The following is a 17,167-nucleotide window of genomic DNA, read 5'->3' as shown; positions in this document are numbered from 1 at the left end:
TACTCTCGCTATTGCTTCACCACTTTCCCTTTATCCCGCTGGTACTCTTCCAGCCAGAACAACATATTCAGGAACAGGCTGAGGGAAAACATCAGAAATAACACTGAATCCAACAGTGATATTTTTATCACCGCATTAATAATAATATTCTTATGATGCTTCAAATCTGAGAAATCAGAGCTGAGGAAAAGAAAAACACCCACAGAACCAACAATATTTATCACCACAACTGGCCAGTGAAACTTGGTTAACAGGAAAGAGATCCACGAAACCATAATTAACAAAATGGCGGCGTCATCCATATCCAAATAAAGAAAGGGTAATAAATTCAAGACTAAAAAACAAACAAACGTCAATCCAAATGGATATTCTCCTGGTTGCTCATTCTTCAGTTCTGTTTTCCGCTCACAGTCCAAATGATAACCCGGATAAATATTGATAAATAACAGATAAAGTATAAATGCGCCGCATAAAGGCAGCGTAAACATATTTTGAGGAAGATAGCTAATCAGTGGAAACAAATGCACCAGGAGCAGGTAGGGACTTAAACCCTGTGATCTTAGGCGGTAGTAGCACGGCATCAGCAGCACCAAAGACAAGAGCGCTGGCCACGACTGTACGGAAATAACGATTAAATCATCAAACTGCTCTGGCCATAACACATCCAGCAAAATCAGCAGCAACGGTTGCACCAATATATAGCGCATAAAAACAATAAAAAACTCTCCACGCGACATAGAGTAGAAAGATAAGTTATCACTCAAACCCGAGTAGAAGTTTCCTGCATCAGTATAGTTAAATATCGAATGGTTATCGGCTCCAGACCGATTGAATAGCTTGCTAACTTTACCCATGGTGACTTCTATTCCCTTAGCGCTGTCTATTTTTATTGACTAACAGGAGGCTGGCATAAGCCATTTTGTTTAACTACTGTTTAGTTTTTATTTATTTAATTCACTTAATGAACATCACATAAACTTTACGTCAATATCTGACCAATAATACCGTAGATAATTCAAAAATAGAAAAAATGCAGTGCTATCAATAGGTACTTATTGGAAAACCAAAACAACATTGTTATTCACAAGGTTTTTCTCTGTTCTGCGATCCTTAATAGATATCGCAGTACCCATTCATCACCTTTTCCGATAGTCGACTAACCTCGCTTTTCAGCTGGTTTTTAGCTTTCCGCCGATATGCCTTTTTCTAACAGAATTGCTGCAAACGGCGTGACGACTGCTGCCAAACTAAAAGATATAAATAAATCCAAAAATTCATAACAAAGTTAATTCCTTATCAAAAAATAATTGGTTATGATGCAAAACACCATCTGGACGTCCAGACGTAAAGGTAGCCATAAAAACAAAATCAATTACCCTTTGCTTGCACACATTACCAACATCACAACGGAGCCCCTGATGAAGAAAATTGCCCCCCCTTTGCTGGCTTTGAGCCTGCTTATCACCCTGCCGCTTTTTGCCGCCGAAAGCACGACATTGGCGCCGGTGCCAAACGCTATCGCTAATCATCAGGGACAAATTAAAATTGCGGTCATCCGCAACCTGGGTTCGGATGACAACACCACTCAGTTCCTTTCCGGCGTATTAAAAGAAGGTAAAAAACTGGGTTTTAAAGTCGATACCTTCCTCAGTAACGGGGATGACGCGCGTTTTCAGGATTTCGTCAATCAGGCTATTAGCCAAAAATACGACGGCATTATCTTGTCTCAAGGCCGCGATCCCTATTCTACCGAACTGGTGAAACGTATTGCCGCCAGTGGCATCGCGGTATCCGTGTTTGATACCGCGGTTTCAGGCAATATTCCCGGCGTTACCCTCACGCAGCAAGATGACGCCTCATTAACTAACGAATCATTCGGCCAGTTAGTGAAAGATTTCAACGGCAACGCCAATATTATCAAGCTATGGGTTGCCGGTTTCCCGCCGATGGAACGCCGCCAGGCCGCTTATCAGGCGCTGCTAAAACAGCATCCTGGCATTCATGAGCTGGAATCTATCGGTGCCGTCTCCTCTGACGTACAGGGAGACACGGCGAATAAAGTGGGCGCGGTTTTGGCGAAGTATCCAAAAGGAAAAATCGATGCTATTTGGGGCACCTGGGATGCCTTTACTCAAGGTGCTTACAAGGCATTGAAAGAAAATGGCCGCGATGAGATCAAACTGTATAGCATTGATATTTCAAATCAAGATTTGCAATTGATGCGCGAAGCAAATAGTCCATGGAAAGTCAGCGTAGCGGTTGATCCTAAGTTAATTGGGGCGGTTAACCTGCGTTTGGTGGCGAAAAAAATTGCCGGAGAGGCAACTCCGCCAACCTATGAATTCCGCGCGGCCGCCATTCCTCAGGCTCTGCTCGCCAGTCAGCCGGGGCCGGTTAACGTCGCCAGTCTGAGCAAAATTATTCCGGGCTGGGGTCAATCTGACGATTTTAATTCCCCTTGGTTCGCCACGCTGGCGGCCAAAAATGGTCAATAACCGCGGAGCAAACTTATGACAACCCACAGCTCGCTACCAAAGCCAGAATACAGCCGCAATATGCGGCTGATTGGCCATAGCGATCAGGGCGGGCGGCCTGATGGCGTTCAGGTGATGGTGCATCGCGGCTACGCCTATATCGGCCATATGGTTTCTCAAGGTGTATCAATCGTTGACGTTCGGGATGCAAAAAATCCGCGCCCCAGCGGTTTTATCCCTGCGCCGCCGAATACTTGGAACGTGCATCTACAAACTCACGACGATCTGCTATTGGTGATTAATGCCCGAGATCTGTTTGCTGACGCTAGTTTTGCCGAGGAAAAAGTCTATTACACTCAATCGGTAGGCAAAACCGTCAATACCCGGCAGGGGGAGCGAAACTGGAGCGCGGGCTTACGAATTTTTGATATTTCCATTCCCGACCAGCCGCGACAAATCGGCTTTTTACCGTTGGATGGAATTGGAATTCACCGAATAGTTTACGTTGGCGGACGTTGGGCCTACGTTTCAGCCTTATTGGATGGTTACAGCGATTATATTTTCCTGACTATCGATATGGCCGATCCACGCAATCCAGCGGTGGCTGGCCGTTATTGGCTACCGGGCATGCATAGCGCTGGCGGAGAAACACCAAGCTGGCCAGACGGTCAGCGCTATGCGCTGCACCATGCCATTATCAGCGGGGATACCGCCTACGGAAGCTGGCGCGACGGCGGTTTGACGCTGTTGGACGTCAGCGATCGCTACCAGCCAAAACTGATTTGCCATCGTAACTGGAGCCCACCTTTTGGCGGTGGCACTCACACTGCACTGCCGTTGCCTGACAGAAATCTGTTGATCGTATTGGACGAAGCGGTATTGGATAATCAGGAAGACGGGGAAAAGCACATTTGGGTCTTTGATATTCGCGAGCCGAGTAACCCCATTAGTATTTCCACCTTTCCGGTACCAAATGAACGGGATTACGTCAAAAAAGGCGCACATTTCGGCCCACATAATTTGCATGAAAACCGTCCCGGCAGTTTTATCAGCTCGTCGCTGATTTTTGCCACCTACCAAAATGCCGGTGTGCGAGCCTACGATATCAGTAATCCATACCAGCCGAGGGAAACCGGCGCATTGGTGCCCGCTGCGCCGACTAAAATGATGGATAAGCGACCGGATCGCCCGCAGGTAGTTCAATCCTGCGATGTTTTTGTCGATGCGCAAGGAATTATCTACAGTACGGATTACAACGGCGGTCTTTCTATTATCGAATATTTAGGATAACGCGCTGCTACCAGCGGATCGATTCAGGTTGATCTGCTGTTTCTAAAAATATTTTCCGTTCCCCCTCTCTTTTTATTATTACAATCGTCTATGGTATCTGCCTGAGCCATTGTCACATTCAATTAACATAATAAAAAGATAACACTATGAAAGGATTTCCTCCGTTGGTGGTCACACTTCTGCTGTCTTCATTAGTGTTGACTATTGGGCGTGCCATTACGTTGCCCTTTATTACCATTTATCTGGCAGAACACTTCCAGCTAGCGCCGGATCGCGTCGGTTTAGTTTTGGGTGCCAGCCTGACTCTGGGGATTATTGCCAGCCTGTACGGCGGTTTTCTGGTCGATAAGTTTAATAAAAATCATCTGATTTTTGTGGCTATTGCCCTGTTTGCCCTCACCTTCTTTGCCTTGCCGTGGATTGAACAACCGGCGTGGATTATTTTAGTGCTGGCAGTGCTACATTCGGCCTATTCGGTATTTAGCATTGCGGTCAAAGCCTGCTTCGCCGATTGGCTACCGGTGGCTCAGCGCATCAAAGCTTTCTCTGCAAACTATACGTTAGTTAACGTTGGCTGGGCGGTTGGCCCGGCGCTGGGCGTGCTGATGGCGGCGTTCAGCCCTATGCTGCCTTTTTTGATGTCTGGTGGCCTGGCTTTAGCCGTCGCTATCACACTGATATTTCTGTTAGACAAATTCGGCATCCCGCCAGAGCGGGAAGATAGTCTTGAACTCAAAAGCGTTGCGCCGCTGAATTTCGCCCAAACGTTCCGCATTCTGCGTCAGGATAAACGCTTGGTCTATTTCACGCTCGGCAGCATGTTGAGCGCCGTCGTCTTCGGGCAATTTACTGGCTACCTTTCGCAATATTTGATCACCGTTTCCAACGCGAAATTTGCCTATCAGGTGATAGGGTCGATCATGACGGTCAACGCCGTGATTGTGATTGCGTTCCAGTATTTATTAAGTCGTCGTATGAATCAGCAGAACCTAATACGCTGGCTGATGCTCGGTACTCTGTTCTTTATTGTGGGTCTGTTAGGCTTTATGACCGCTCAGGGTTCTATTCCGATGTGGATGCTAGCGATGACCATCTTCTCTTTTGGCGAGATTATCGTGATTCCAGTGGAGTATTTATTCATCGACTTCATTGCTCCTGCGAATTTGAAAGGCAGCTATTACGGGGCACAAAATCTAGGCAATCTGGGGGGAGCTATCAATCCGGTGATGTGCGGATTTTTGCTGGCCTACGCCGCGCCGGAAATGATGTTTGTGATGCTGATGGTGGCAGCATTACTCGGTTTGGCCTTTTTCTATCGCGGTTATCAGTTGGCAAAAGCGCAGGATAATGTATTTAATCAATCATCAGAAAAAATCTAGCCCAACCGGGCGCGAGTCATGCCAGCGTCACGAAAGTGTGCCATCGCAAATGGCATAAAAGCATAGATATAATTCATGGTGTGATCGGTAGCACATTTCTCGGCATAATTGTATGATGAATGCCTCCGTTACTTAGGACACTTATTATGCGCAATGTGATTACACTTTGCTGGCAATACCTACGGGCCTTTATCTTTATTTACCTGTGTTTATGGGCGGGTAACGCACTGTCCGCGCTGCTGCCAATGACCATTCCGGGCAGTATTATTGGCATGTTGATTCTGTTCGCCCTGCTGTCTTCGCAAATCCTGCCGTCTCGCTGGGTCAAACCCGGCTGTCATATTCTGATCCGCTATATGGCACTGCTTTTTGTACCGATTGGTGTCGGCGTGATGCAGTATTACGACCAGCTCAGTAAACAGTTTGGTCCTATTATTGTGTCGTGTTTTATCAGTACGTTAGTGGTCATGATCGTGGTGGGTTACAGCTCGCAGTTTGTCCATCGGGAACGCAAGATCGTCGGTTCGGTAGATGAACAGTCGGAGGACAAATAATGGAGCATATCTGGTGGTCGCTGCCTTTAACGCTGCTGGTGTTCTTTGGCGCGCGTAAGCTGGCGATTTGGTTGAAAATGCCACTGCTCAATCCATTGCTGGTATCTATGGTCATCATCATTCCCTTGCTGCTGCTGACCCATATGCCCTACGCCAATTATTTTAAAGGCAGCAAAATTCTGAATGACCTGCTGCAACCAGCAGTAGTGGCGCTCGCTTTTCCGTTGTATGAGCAATTGCACCAGATCCGCGCACGCTGGAAATCCATTATCACCATTTGTTTTATCGGCAGCATCACGGCGATGGTCAGCGGCACCGCGATAGCCTTATGGATGGGAGCAACACCGGAGATCGCCGCATCGGTATTACCGAAGTCTGTCACCACGCCTATCGCGATGGCAGTGGCAGATTCTATAAACGGCATTCCGGCTATCAGCGCCGTCTGCGTGATTTTTGTCGGAATTTTAGGGGCAGTATTCGGCCATACCTTGTTTAATCGGCTAAGAATTGTCACTAAAGCCTCCCGCGGGTTAGCTATGGGGACCGCTTCTCACGCATTGGGTACCGCCCGCTGCGCTGAAGTCGATTTTCAAGAAGGCGCATTTAGCTCACTGGCATTGGTGATTTGCGGGATCATTACCTCATTGTTGGCTCCGTTCCTGTTCCCGATATTGCTGCATTTATTCGGTTAAACAGGCTATTCGGTCAAACAGGTTTAATCGGCTAAATAAGCGCAATGAACACCAAATAAGCAATTTTAAGCATATAAATTTGAGATAAATCTCTCATTTAATATATTCATTGCATAAATTTCATATACAACGAGATCTACATCACAATTAAGAGTGCGCAAGCTGCCTAAAATAGTTTCCCGTTAATATTGGAGAGAATTTCTATGCAAGCACGTTTTCGCGCCCCACTGGCAGAGCTGCCAACAGCATTGCAATCCGCCCTGGAGCCACTGCTGAGCAACGATCATTTCCCTGCAATGCTTACCGCCGCAGAAGTCGAAACGGTAAAAACTCTCAGTGGGCTGAATGATGCAGAACTGGCATTCGCCCTGTTACCGCTGGCTGCCGCCTGCTCACTCACGCCGATATCCCATTTTAAAGTAGGGGCAATCGCTCGCGGTAAAAGCGGCAATCTGTATTTCGGTGCCAATATGGAATTCAACGGCGCACCGCTGCAACAAACCATTCACGCCGAACAGTGTGCCGTTACCCACGCCTGGCTGCGGGGAGAAGGCGGTTTAGTCTCCATTACCGTAAATTACACTCCGTGCGGTCATTGTCGTCAGTTTATGAATGAATTAAACAGCGGCACCGGTTTACATATCCATCTACCAGGTCGTCCAGCGGCAACGCTTGGTGACTATCTGCCTGATTCATTTGGCCCTAACGATCTGGAAATCAGCACATTATTGATGGATTCGGTCGATCACGGTTATCACCTTAATGATAGCGACGCTTTGGCTCAGGCCGCTCTGGAGGCCGCTAACCGCAGCCATGCACCTTATAGCCAGGCGCACAGCGGCGTCGCTCTGGAAGATACAAAGGGGGCAATTTTCGCCGGACGCTATGCGGAAAATGCCGCTTTTAACCCAAGCTTGCCTCCACTTCAGGCCTCGCTGATTCTGATGAATATGTCCGGTAGCGATTGTCTGACTGTGCGCCGCGCGGTTCTGGCTGAACCTGCAACGCCGGTATTAAGCCAGTGGGATGCAACTCAGGCCACGCTGGCGGCTATCGGCTGCACGGACGTTCGCCGCGCGACTTTCTAACCGCTTTAACCGCCCCGGATTTTTCTTTCCTCGCCGGGGCGCTCGTTTTCAGAGACTTTCCACCACCTGCTGCCGCAGCCAACGCTGATCTTCCTTGTGACTATTACGTGGATGCCAGATTTGCACAAAATCAAAGCTCGGTACGACAAAAGGCAGCTCAAGGCGTTGTAGCCTCATTGATTCTGGCTGAGTCGCTACGACCCGGCTGGCGATCGTCAAAAGTAAATCCGTCCCCACCACCGCCTGCGGTGCCACCAGAAAGTGCGGCATAATTGCGGCAATCCGTCGTCGAAGGCCCAATTCCGTCAGTGCCGCCTCCACTTCTCCCGCACTTTCGCCACGCATAGAAACCAGCAAATGCGGCTGAGCCAGATAATCATCTAGCGTTAGGCGCTTTTCATTCCCCAATGGATGATTCGCATCAGCAACACAGACAAAATGTTCTTCAAATAGCCTGCAACTGCTTAACCCAGCGGGCAAATGGGGAAACACACCCAGCGCCAGATCTAACTGCCCCGCAAGCACTTGCTCAACCATCTGCTCCCTGCTGAGCTGCACCACCACCAGATCGATGCCCGGAGCCTGCTGGCGTAACCGCTGAAGCAACCCCGGCAGCACAATGGCTGCACCATAATCAGATAACGCCATGCGAAAGCTTTGGCTAGCCTGCGCTGGAACAAATTGAGCAGAACCTACCAATTGTCGAACCTGCTCCAGGACCTGCTGCAAAGGTTCAACTAACTCAAGCGCCCGACGGGTAAGCTGAAAACCACCGGGCGCACGCACCAGCAACGGATCATCCAGCAAATAACGTAGCCGATTCAGCGCGTGGCTCACTGCTGGTTGGCTCATGTGCAACCGCGTAGCCGCTCGGGATACGTGCCGTTCAATGAGCAAAACATCCAATATAACCAGCAGGTTAAGATCTATGGCACGCAAATTATTCATGTAATGAATACTCACTAGATAAAATATCGATTATCAATCATTGAGTGAATAATGAATCATTTGACCGGTGAAGAGAACCTCAAGTTATTAACCGGAGAAATACTTATGACAACCACTGTAATCGATACCAATCATTCGCTCGATTTAGGGCTAAGCCACATTGCATTAGTGGTGCAAGATATTGATATCAGTCTGGATTTCTATCAGCGCTACGCCGGAATGACCCTGGTTCACCGTCGGGCAGGAGGCAAACCCGGTATGGAAGTAGCATGGATGACCGATCACAGTCGCCCCTTTGCTATCGTTCTAGTGCAATCTCCGGAGCTAAAAGACACAGCGTTAGGGCCTTTCGGACACCTCGGCGTTGCCTGCGCGAGTCGAGCACGAGTCGATGAATTGGTTGCTCTGGCTAGCGCAGAGGGTTGTCTGCGATCTGCACCGCAAGATTCCGGTGAACCCGTCGGTTATTGGGCGTATTTTGCCGATCCCGATGGCAATACGCTGGAAGTGTCATACGGCCAGCGCATAGAACTCACTGTTACAAACTCCCATAACGCATATAAATAAGCAAAATGAGTGCTAATGTTTAATAAATATGAGTTGTGTAATTAATTAACAGTTAAAGTAATCAGGCGCTTTAATAAGCGCCATTATTCGCGCCAATTAAAATCACTACCACGCTGATTTTTGCTCTTTAACTCTCATTTCTGTTGGCAATTGTTATAAATTGCTAACAAATGCTGTACATATTTTCCCTATCTCTTAGGATCGGAGTCAGTAACGGCTATCCGATAACGCTTAAGAGTAAAACTCATGGAACTTGAATACGAAAGTAAACGCCCGCTGTACATTCCCTACGCAGGGCCGATTCTGTTGGAATTTCCCTTATTGAATAAAGGCAGCGCCTTTACTGACGACGAGCGCAGCCACTTTAACCTGCATGGACTGTTACCTGAAGCAGTTGAAACTATTGAAGAACAGGCTGAGCGAGCGTATCGCCAGTACCAAGACTTCAAAAATGATGATGATAAACACATCTATCTGCGCAATATTCAAGATACCAACGAAACCCTGTTTTACCGCCTGTTGGAAGCGCATCTGAGCGAAATGATGCCCATTATTTACACACCAACGGTCGGGGAAGCCTGTGAGCATTTCTCTGATATTTATCGCCGAGCTCGCGGGCTGTTTATTTCCTATCCGAACCGCGATCGCATTGACGATATGCTGCAAAACGCCACCAAACAAAACGTTAAAGTCATCGTTGTGACCGATGGTGAACGTATTTTAGGTCTGGGCGATCAGGGCATCGGCGGCATGGGAATTCCCATCGGAAAACTGTCTCTGTACACCGCTTGTGGCGGTATCAGCCCGGCTTATACCCTGCCGGTAGTGCTGGACGTGGGCACCAATAACCCGCAACGCCTGAATGATCCGCTGTATATGGGCTGGCGTCATCCGCGTATTTCCGGCGACGAATATTACGAATTTGTCGATGAATTCATTCAGGCCGTCAAACGCCGCTGGCCAAACGTATTATTGCAGTTTGAAGATTTTGCCCAGAAAAACGCGACCCCACTGCTAAACCGTTACCGCGATGAGCTTTGCTGCTTTAACGATGATATTCAAGGCACCGCCGCCGTGACGCTGGGCAGCCTGATTGCCGCCAGCCGTGCCGCCGGTAGTCAATTGCGGGATCAAACCGTCACCTTCCTGGGAGCAGGTTCCGCGGGCTGCGGGATCGCAGAACAGATTATCGCGCAGATGATGTCCGAAGGCTTAAGTGAAGAAGAAGCTCGCAGCCGCGTGTTTATGGTCGATCGCTTCGGTTTACTGACAGATAAATTGCCAAACCTGCTGGATTTCCAAAGCAAGCTGGTGCAGAAAAGCGAAAATCTGCAAAACTGGGATTTGAAAAACGATGCTATCTCACTGCTGGACGTGGTTCGTCACGCCAAGCCAACGGTATTAATCGGCGTATCCGGCCAGCCGGGCTTGTTTACTGAAGAATTGATCCGCGAGATGCACAGCCACTGTGCGCGCCCTATCGTGATGCCGCTGTCGAACCCAACCTCACGGGTAGAAGCGCGTCCGGAAGATATTCTGAACTGGACGAACGGCGCAGCCTTGGTCGCCACCGGGAGTCCGTTCGCGCCGGTCAGCTACAAAGAGACTATTTACCCTATTGCTCAGTGCAACAACTCGTATATCTTCCCGGGTATCGGTTTGGGCGTATTAGCATCCGGTGCCCGTCGCATTACCGATGGCATGCTGATGGCCGCCAGCCGCGCATTGGCCGACTGTTCTCCGCTGGCTATTCACGGTGAAGGGGCTTTACTACCGAATATCGATGATATTCAGGCTGTTTCCAAGAGTATTGCGATGCAGGTGGGTAAAGCCGCACAGTTACAGGGCGTGGCGACCGTCACCTCTGATAACGCGCTGGCGCAGGCTATCGAACATAATTATTGGCAGCCTCAGTACCGAACCTACAAGCGTACCTCATTCTAGTTTTACCTCAACCTGCCCTCGGGCAGGTTAATCTCTATCCAGTTAGAGAAATCCTTGCTTTTTAATGACAAAAATCAGCTTAACTGCCCTCGTCACGTCTTGCGCCGCCGTATCAGGTAAAGTAGCCTTGCAGATAACCCCAAGCATCGACGCAACCAAGGCCCGAGAATGTGGAAACGCCTGATTTTCAGCTTATTTATCATCGCAGGATTGCTGATGGCGTCGGCTATTGTGCTCGATCGTTGGATTAGTTGGAAAACCGCCCCCTATATCTATGATGAAATTCAACAATTACCTCATCGTCAGGTCGGCGTGGTGCTGGGAACGGCAAAATATTATCGTACCGGCGTCATCAATCAGTTTTACCTTTACCGTATTCAAGGGGCGATTAACGCCTACAACAGCGGCAAGGTAAACTACCTGCTGTTAAGCGGCGATAATGCGCAGCAAAGTTATAATGAGCCGATGACCATGCGACGAGATCTTATTGCCGCTGGCGTGGCTCCTGCGGATATCGTGCTGGACTATGCCGGTTTCCGCACGCTGGACTCTATCGTTCGCACCCGCAAGGTATTCGACACCAACGATTTTATTATTGTCACGCAGCGTTTCCACTGCGAACGCGCGCTGTTTATAGCCATGCACATGGGGATTCAGGCGCAGTGCTATGCGGTTCCTTCACCGAAAAATATGCTTTCGGTGCGAGTCAGAGAGATTTTTGCTCGCTTGGGTGCATTGACTGACCTCTATATTTTGAAGCGCGAGCCGCGTTTTCTTGGGCCACTGATTCCTATTCCGGCTGTGCATATCGTGCCTGATGATGCTCAGGGTTATCCTGCGGTATCACCGGAACAGTTGGTCGAACTGGAACATAAGCTGGCAGCTGATAAGCGAGAGAAATAACCTGATCCGCGAGCGTGCCGCACCTGGGTGTTGAACAACCGAGGTAGTAACGGGAGAATGCGGCGAGGGAATCGAAGTGGCGTAAGCCACCGAAGCGTCCCTCGCGGCGCCAGAACCAAGAATCTCAGTCGCCATAAACTGTATAAAAAAACAAAAGCCAGCCGGATGACTCCTGACTGGCTTTTCTCTTAATCGAGACCGTCTTTCAATTAGCCTTTATTTCTTCTTGGCATATTTCAGTGAATCCAGCGCCACGGCGAAGATAATGATTCCGCCCTTAATAATGTACTGCCAGTAAGGGTTTACGCCGATATAGGTCAAACCGTAGTTAATGACCGTGAAAATAATAACCCCGGTGACCACGCCGAAGACCGTACCTACCCCGCCGCTAAAGGATACGCCGCCAACCACGCAGGCTGCGATGGCATCCAATTCATACATAAAACCGAGGTTGTTGGTGGCACTGCCGATACGTCCCGCTTCCAGCATCCCGCCGAAGGCGTAAAACACCCCGGACAATGCATAAATCATGATTAAGTTTAGCGGAACGTTAACCCCAGAAACTTTTGCCGCCTCTGGATTACCACCGATGGCGAAGATATTTTTACCGAAACGAGTTTTATTCCACAGCACCCAAACAAAGCCAATAGCAATCAATGCGTAAAACGTAATGTATGAGAGTTTAAAATCACCGAATCGCAGGAATCCCTGAGCAAATGAGGAAAACGCAGGATCGAAGCCGGCAATTGGAGAGGCGCCCACATAATCGTAATACAGGGAGTTGATTCCATAAACGATAATCATGGTGCCCAAAGTGGTAATAAACGGCGTGACGTTTAAATAGGCGATAATAATACCGTTAACCAAACCAATAATTGCGCCAATCAGACAGACAGTTAAAATAACGAATGGAATAGGTACGGTTTGTAAATCAGGGAAAACCTTATTCACATTATCCATCGCTTGTAACATAGTCGCGGCAACGACCGCAGCCAAACCGACCTGTCGTCCGGCGGATAAATCCGTACCCTGAGTCACAATTAACCCGGCAACGCCCAACGCGATAATAATACGTACTGAGGACTGAGTTAAAATATTACTTAAATTCATCAAACTTAAAAAAGTTGGGTCTTGGAAAATGATAATTGCCAGCAGCACCAGCAAAACTACATAAATCCCGCCCTCTTTAAGATAAGTGAGCAAGCTTTTCTTATTTAACGCATTCATAATAAGAACCTTCAACTAGATTAGAGGTGCAAGGATGCAAGACGCAATATTTCGTTTTGCGAGGTTTGCTTCGTTTCGACAATTCCCGCAACCAGACCGTTGCTCATAACCAGAATTCTGTCGGTGATCCCTAACAGCTCTGGCATTTCGGATGAAATAATAATTATCCCTTTTCCTTTTTTCGCCAGTTCGGTAATGAGCTGATAAATCTCAAATTTAGCCCCAACGTCAATACCGCGCGTCGGTTCATCCAACATTAATATTTCTGGTTGAGTCAATAACCAACGGCCAATAATCACTTTTTGCTGATTTCCGCCGGAAAGTGAGCCAATACTGGTTCTATGGCCGGGAGTTTTTACCCGCATGGCATCAATCACCCATTGGGTATCGCTTTTCATCCGGCTATTATCCAGCAGACCAAATTTATTTTTATAATTACGAATATTAGAAATCAGAGAGTTGAAACCAATATCCAGATACGCATAGATACCGGTAGAACGGCGCTCTTCCGTAACCAACGCAAAGCCATGATTAATCGCTTCGTTGGCACTGTTATTATTGATGGATTTACCTTGTAGTTTGATGGTTCCGCTGATTTTCTCGCGAATGCCAAAGAGCGTTTCGACGATATCCGTGCGTTTCGCCCCCACTAAACCGGCAATGCCGAGAATTTCCCCTTTATGCAGATCAAAGGACACATCGCGAATTGAAGGCTGACGCAGTGAAGTCAGATTTTTAACTTCCAGAATAACTTCGCCGGGTTTATTTTGCCGATCGGGGAAACGCTGGCTCAGAGAGCGCCCGACCATCATCGAGATAATCTTATCCATATCCAGGCCGGCCAGCGGCTGGGTGGCGATCCATTGTCCATCGCGTAAAATAGTAATTTCATCGCACAGCTGGAATATCTCTTCCATCTTGTGAGAGATATAAACAATGCCACAGCCGCGGTCTTTTAATTTACGGATAATGGTGAACAAATGGTTCACTTCTTTTTCCGTTAGTGACGACGTTGGCTCATCCATAATAACGATTTTGGCATTGTAGGAAAAAGCTTTGGCTATTTCGACCATCTGCATTTGCGATACCGATAGCGTAGCCACTTTATCACGCGGGTCGATATCAATATCTAATTCATCAAAAATCGCTTTGGTATCTTTGTACATTTTGTCTTGATCGACAAAAATACCTTTGGTTGGATAACGCCCCAGCCACATGTTATCCATCACCGTACGTTGTAATACCAGATTTAATTCCTGATGTACCATTGAAACGCCATGCTCAAGAGCTTCCTTTGAGCTTTTGAATTCTATTTCTTCGCCCTGGAAGATAATGCTGCCAGAGTCTTTTTTATAGATACCAAACAGACACTTTAATAGCGTTGATTTACCGGCACCGTTCTCTCCCATTAAGGCATGGATAGAATGCGGTCGGACTTTTAAATTAACGTTATCTAATGCCTTTACGCCCGGAAATGATTTATTAATATTACTCATTTCCAGCAACCACTCGCGCGGCTGTGCTGTATTAATATCGGCCATAGCTACACCTGGCTAAAAAACGGCTTCGCATCATTGGCGATCAAAACCGCTTTAAAATAAGGATACCTGATAAAACCCGCTGATCCGCCCGGCCCCCCTGAGCGAAACGGAGCAGCAGGTAATAAATACTTATTTGGTAAATTGAGCCAGATTGTCTTTATCTACGCCCACGTATGGAATTCGCACAACTTTATTTTCCACTTTCCATTTAGTACCGTCAGTCGCGTCTTTGCCTGCGGCCAGATTTTTTGCTAAATCAAAGGTAGCTTTTGCCTGATTATTCGCGTCGTTCAACACTGTACCGGCCATTTGCCCGGATTTAACCAATGCCAATGCTTCCGGTAATGCATCTACGCCAAATACTGGAATATTGGTTTTGTTGTGCGCCTTTAAGGCTTCAACCGCGCCCATTGCCATTGCATCGTTGTTCGCGATAACCACTTCGATTTTGTTGGCATTAGGACCAGACAACCAGGCATCCATCTTGTCTTTCGCCTGCGCGGTATCCCACATCGCGGTATCTAATTGAAGCTGCTGAGTTTTAATGCCTTCTTTATCATTCAGCGTTTTAATCACGTAAGTGGTACGCGCTTCTGCATCCGGATGGCCCGGCTCACCTTTCAGCAGTACATACTGAATCTGGCCGTCTTTGTTCAGGTCCCACGCCGGTGAGGCTTTCCAGTGTTTGGCTATCAGTTCGCCCTGAATCACACCGGATTCTTTAGAATCAGTACCCACGTAATAAGCTTTATCGTAGCTATCCAAAGCCTTACGAGAAGGTTCTTTGTTGTAGAACACGATCGGGATATCGTTTGCGCGGGCTTTATCAATCACGACCGGAGCCGCCGCAGGATCAACCAGGTTGATTGCCAGCGCTTTCACGCCTTTCGCCAGCAATACGTCGATTTGGTCATTTTGTTTAGATTGGTCATTCTGAGAATCATTCATCAACAGCGTGACGTCAGGCGAACCTTTGGCTTCTTTTTCAATGGCTTTACGCACAACCGACATAAAGTTGTCATCGTATTTATAAATGGTGACGCCAATGCGGGTATCTGCTTGAGCGGCCGCGCCAAACAGCATGCTAGCGGCCAGAGTGGCTAAAGTGAAAACCTTCTTATTCATTTGTATCTCCGGGTTTATGTAGGGTAGTACAGGGTGATAACACCGTTGCCTTAGCGATAATCGAAACCATCGGTCAGAGCAGCTGACAACTGAATATCTATCGTCCTTGACCTCACTCAACTCCGAAAAAGCTGTGTAAGTAGCCTGCCACCAGCGAACATATCAGTGCTTAACGGTCAGTTTCCCGAGAAAGCACCGCTTACCGCGAGTGAAGGCAAAACAACATCACACTATCTGCGGGGTCATTACCGGTAATTTGCCTTACCTCAGCGGTAAAATTGCGATCCAGGCAGAGAGAAAACGAATAAAGCATAGACGGGGCTTTGTTAATAATCTGTGAATTTTCTCACAGATTGAAAACGGTTACACAATAATAAATACTCAACTAGTGAGCGATGCCACAGTTTGGCAGGAAGTAACGGAGTGACGCGGAACCAACGTCGGCTGGAAGCAATAGCTGGCATTATCCTCTCGCGATTGACTGGCACCGGAGAGGGCTAATTCAGTAGCTAAAATTGCCATTGAAACAATAGGATAGAGGACCGTGGTGAGTTTTGGACTGGTATAGCGCGCAATAGGAATATCATCAAAACCCACTAGGGAAAACTGCTCCGGGACGATGATACCGTTTTCTTTTAGAACCGCCAGCGCCCCGGCAGCCATAGAATCGTTGTAGGCAAAAACCGCGCTCAAATTGAGATTGCGACTCAGCAAATCGATCATCGCCGTTTCTCCACCGGCCAAATCCGGCGTAGCGTAGGTACGCCAACTCTCCTGCGGGTAAACCCCTGCTGCTTCCAAAGCCTGAATATAGCCGTGCTGGCGCTGAATCACATCGTCAATGGGGTGGTTAGAACCAAGAAAACCAATGCGTCTGTGGCCGTGTTTCAACAGTAATCGGCTGGCCATTTGCGCACCGCTAACGTTATCCAGCCCAACGCAGCGTGATTCGTAGCCGGGAATGATTCGATTTATTAATACCATTCCGGGAATTTGATCCAAAAAAGCGATCAGTTCCGCATCATCTAACGCTTTGGCGTGAACCACCAAAGCATTACAGCGCTGGCGGATCAGCACTTCGATAGCATGGCGCTCTTTGTCAGCCTGATGATAGCCATTACCAATTAATACATACTTATCATGCTGTTGCGCTACGGTATCGACCGTTTTGACCAAGGCGCCAAAAAAGGGATCGGAGACATCCATGACCACCACGCCAATGGTGTCACTACTTTGGTTCGCGAGTGCCTGAGCATTGGCATTGGGGCGATACCCCAGCTCGGCCACCGCTTTAATCACTGCGGCCTGCGTGGCCGGACGGATCGCCGCACTTTTATTCAGCACTCGGGATACCGTAGCGAGAGAAACGCCAGCCAGTTTGGCAACATCACGAATAGTAATGGAATTGACTGTGGCCATAGAAACATCGCCCTGT

At 48.0% G+C, this 17,167-nt stretch carries 15 protein-coding genes; 9 read left to right on the top strand and 6 right to left on the bottom strand.

Going from position 1 to position 17,167, the window contains the following annotated elements:
- Positions 1–8: 8 nt before the first annotated feature.
- Complete coding sequence (locus PL78_RS02205; RefSeq protein ID WP_084414267.1) at positions 9–854, bottom strand: hypothetical protein; 846 nt, start codon at positions 852–854, stop codon at positions 9–11.
- Between the two features lie 564 nt (positions 855–1,418).
- Between PL78_RS02205 and PL78_RS02200 the strand changes: the two genes are divergently transcribed.
- The 6 genes from PL78_RS02200 (at position 1,419) to cdd (ending at position 7,477) form a co-directional block, all read left to right on the top strand.
- Positions 1,419–2,495 carry a sugar ABC transporter substrate-binding protein gene (locus PL78_RS02200; RefSeq protein WP_064512744.1) on the top strand — a complete coding sequence of 359 codons (1,077 nt, stop codon included), beginning with the start codon at positions 1,419–1,421 and terminating at the stop codon, positions 2,493–2,495.
- 15 nt (positions 2,496–2,510) lie between these two features.
- The gene (locus tag PL78_RS02195) at positions 2,511–3,764 is read left to right on the top strand and encodes an LVIVD repeat-containing protein (protein WP_064512742.1); all 1,254 of its coding nucleotides are present in this window, start codon (positions 2,511–2,513) and stop codon (positions 3,762–3,764) included.
- Positions 3,765–3,910: 146 nt separating this feature from the next.
- Positions 3,911–5,143: an MFS transporter gene (locus tag PL78_RS02190; protein ID WP_064512739.1), complete on the top strand. Its 1,233-nt coding sequence runs from the start codon at positions 3,911–3,913 to the stop codon at positions 5,141–5,143.
- Between the two features lie 146 nt (positions 5,144–5,289).
- Positions 5,290–5,697 (top strand): CidA/LrgA family protein, encoded by a 408-nt coding sequence (locus PL78_RS02185; protein WP_064512737.1) that lies wholly within the window; start codon positions 5,290–5,292, stop codon positions 5,695–5,697.
- Positions 5,697–6,389 carry a CidB/LrgB family autolysis modulator gene (locus tag PL78_RS02180; protein WP_064512736.1) on the top strand — a complete coding sequence of 231 codons (693 nt, stop codon included), beginning with the start codon at positions 5,697–5,699 and terminating at the stop codon, positions 6,387–6,389. The genes PL78_RS02185 and PL78_RS02180 overlap by 1 nt, the downstream gene beginning before the upstream one ends.
- A 203-nt stretch (positions 6,390–6,592) precedes the next feature.
- On the top strand, positions 6,593–7,477 hold the full coding sequence (gene cdd / locus PL78_RS02175; RefSeq protein ID WP_064512734.1) for a cytidine deaminase: 885 nt from the start codon (positions 6,593–6,595) through the stop codon (positions 7,475–7,477).
- 48 nt (positions 7,478–7,525) lie between these two features.
- Here the strand turns inward: cdd and PL78_RS02170 are convergent, their stop codons facing one another.
- Complete coding sequence (locus tag PL78_RS02170) at positions 7,526–8,425, bottom strand: LysR family transcriptional regulator (RefSeq protein ID WP_064512732.1); 900 nt, start codon at positions 8,423–8,425, stop codon at positions 7,526–7,528.
- Between the two features lie 105 nt (positions 8,426–8,530).
- Between PL78_RS02170 and PL78_RS02165 the strand changes: the two genes are divergently transcribed.
- The 3 genes from PL78_RS02165 to sanA all read left to right on the top strand — a co-directional run bounded on the left by PL78_RS02165 (position 8,531) and on the right by sanA (position 11,839).
- Entirely contained in the window at positions 8,531–8,992 is a 462-nt protein-coding gene (locus PL78_RS02165; protein WP_064518201.1) for a VOC family protein, read from the top strand.
- 246 nt (positions 8,993–9,238) lie between these two features.
- The gene (locus tag PL78_RS02160) at positions 9,239–10,936 is read left to right on the top strand and encodes an NAD-dependent malic enzyme (protein ID WP_064512728.1); all 1,698 of its coding nucleotides are present in this window, start codon (positions 9,239–9,241) and stop codon (positions 10,934–10,936) included.
- 168 nt (positions 10,937–11,104) lie between these two features.
- On the top strand, positions 11,105–11,839 hold the full coding sequence (gene sanA, locus PL78_RS02155; RefSeq protein ID WP_064512726.1) for an outer membrane permeability protein SanA: 735 nt from the start codon (positions 11,105–11,107) through the stop codon (positions 11,837–11,839).
- A 216-nt stretch (positions 11,840–12,055) separates the two neighbouring features.
- On the opposite strand, the gene mglC is transcribed toward sanA, so the two are convergent.
- The 4 genes from mglC to galS form a co-directional block, all read right to left on the bottom strand.
- The gene (mglC, locus tag PL78_RS02150) at positions 12,056–13,066 is read right to left on the bottom strand and encodes a galactose/methyl galactoside ABC transporter permease MglC (protein WP_049596609.1); all 1,011 of its coding nucleotides are present in this window, start codon (positions 13,064–13,066) and stop codon (positions 12,056–12,058) included.
- A 20-nt stretch (positions 13,067–13,086) separates the two neighbouring features.
- A complete protein-coding gene (mglA, locus tag PL78_RS02145; protein WP_064512725.1) occupies positions 13,087–14,607 on the bottom strand; it encodes a galactose/methyl galactoside ABC transporter ATP-binding protein MglA in 1,521 nt (506 codons plus the stop codon).
- A 129-nt stretch (positions 14,608–14,736) separates the two neighbouring features.
- On the bottom strand, positions 14,737–15,732 hold the full coding sequence (gene mglB / locus PL78_RS02140; protein ID WP_064512723.1) for a galactose/glucose ABC transporter substrate-binding protein MglB: 996 nt from the start codon (positions 15,730–15,732) through the stop codon (positions 14,737–14,739).
- 381 nt (positions 15,733–16,113) lie between these two features.
- The gene (gene galS, locus PL78_RS02135) at positions 16,114–17,151 is read right to left on the bottom strand and encodes an HTH-type transcriptional regulator GalS (RefSeq protein WP_064518199.1); all 1,038 of its coding nucleotides are present in this window, start codon (positions 17,149–17,151) and stop codon (positions 16,114–16,116) included.
- Between the last annotated feature and the right edge of the window lie 16 nt (positions 17,152–17,167).

The sequence above is a fragment of the Yersinia entomophaga genome (assembly GCF_001656035.1).
GTDB lineage: Bacteria > Pseudomonadota > Gammaproteobacteria > Enterobacterales > Enterobacteriaceae > Yersinia > Yersinia entomophaga.
This window is presented reverse-complemented; position numbering and strand designations above follow the sequence as displayed.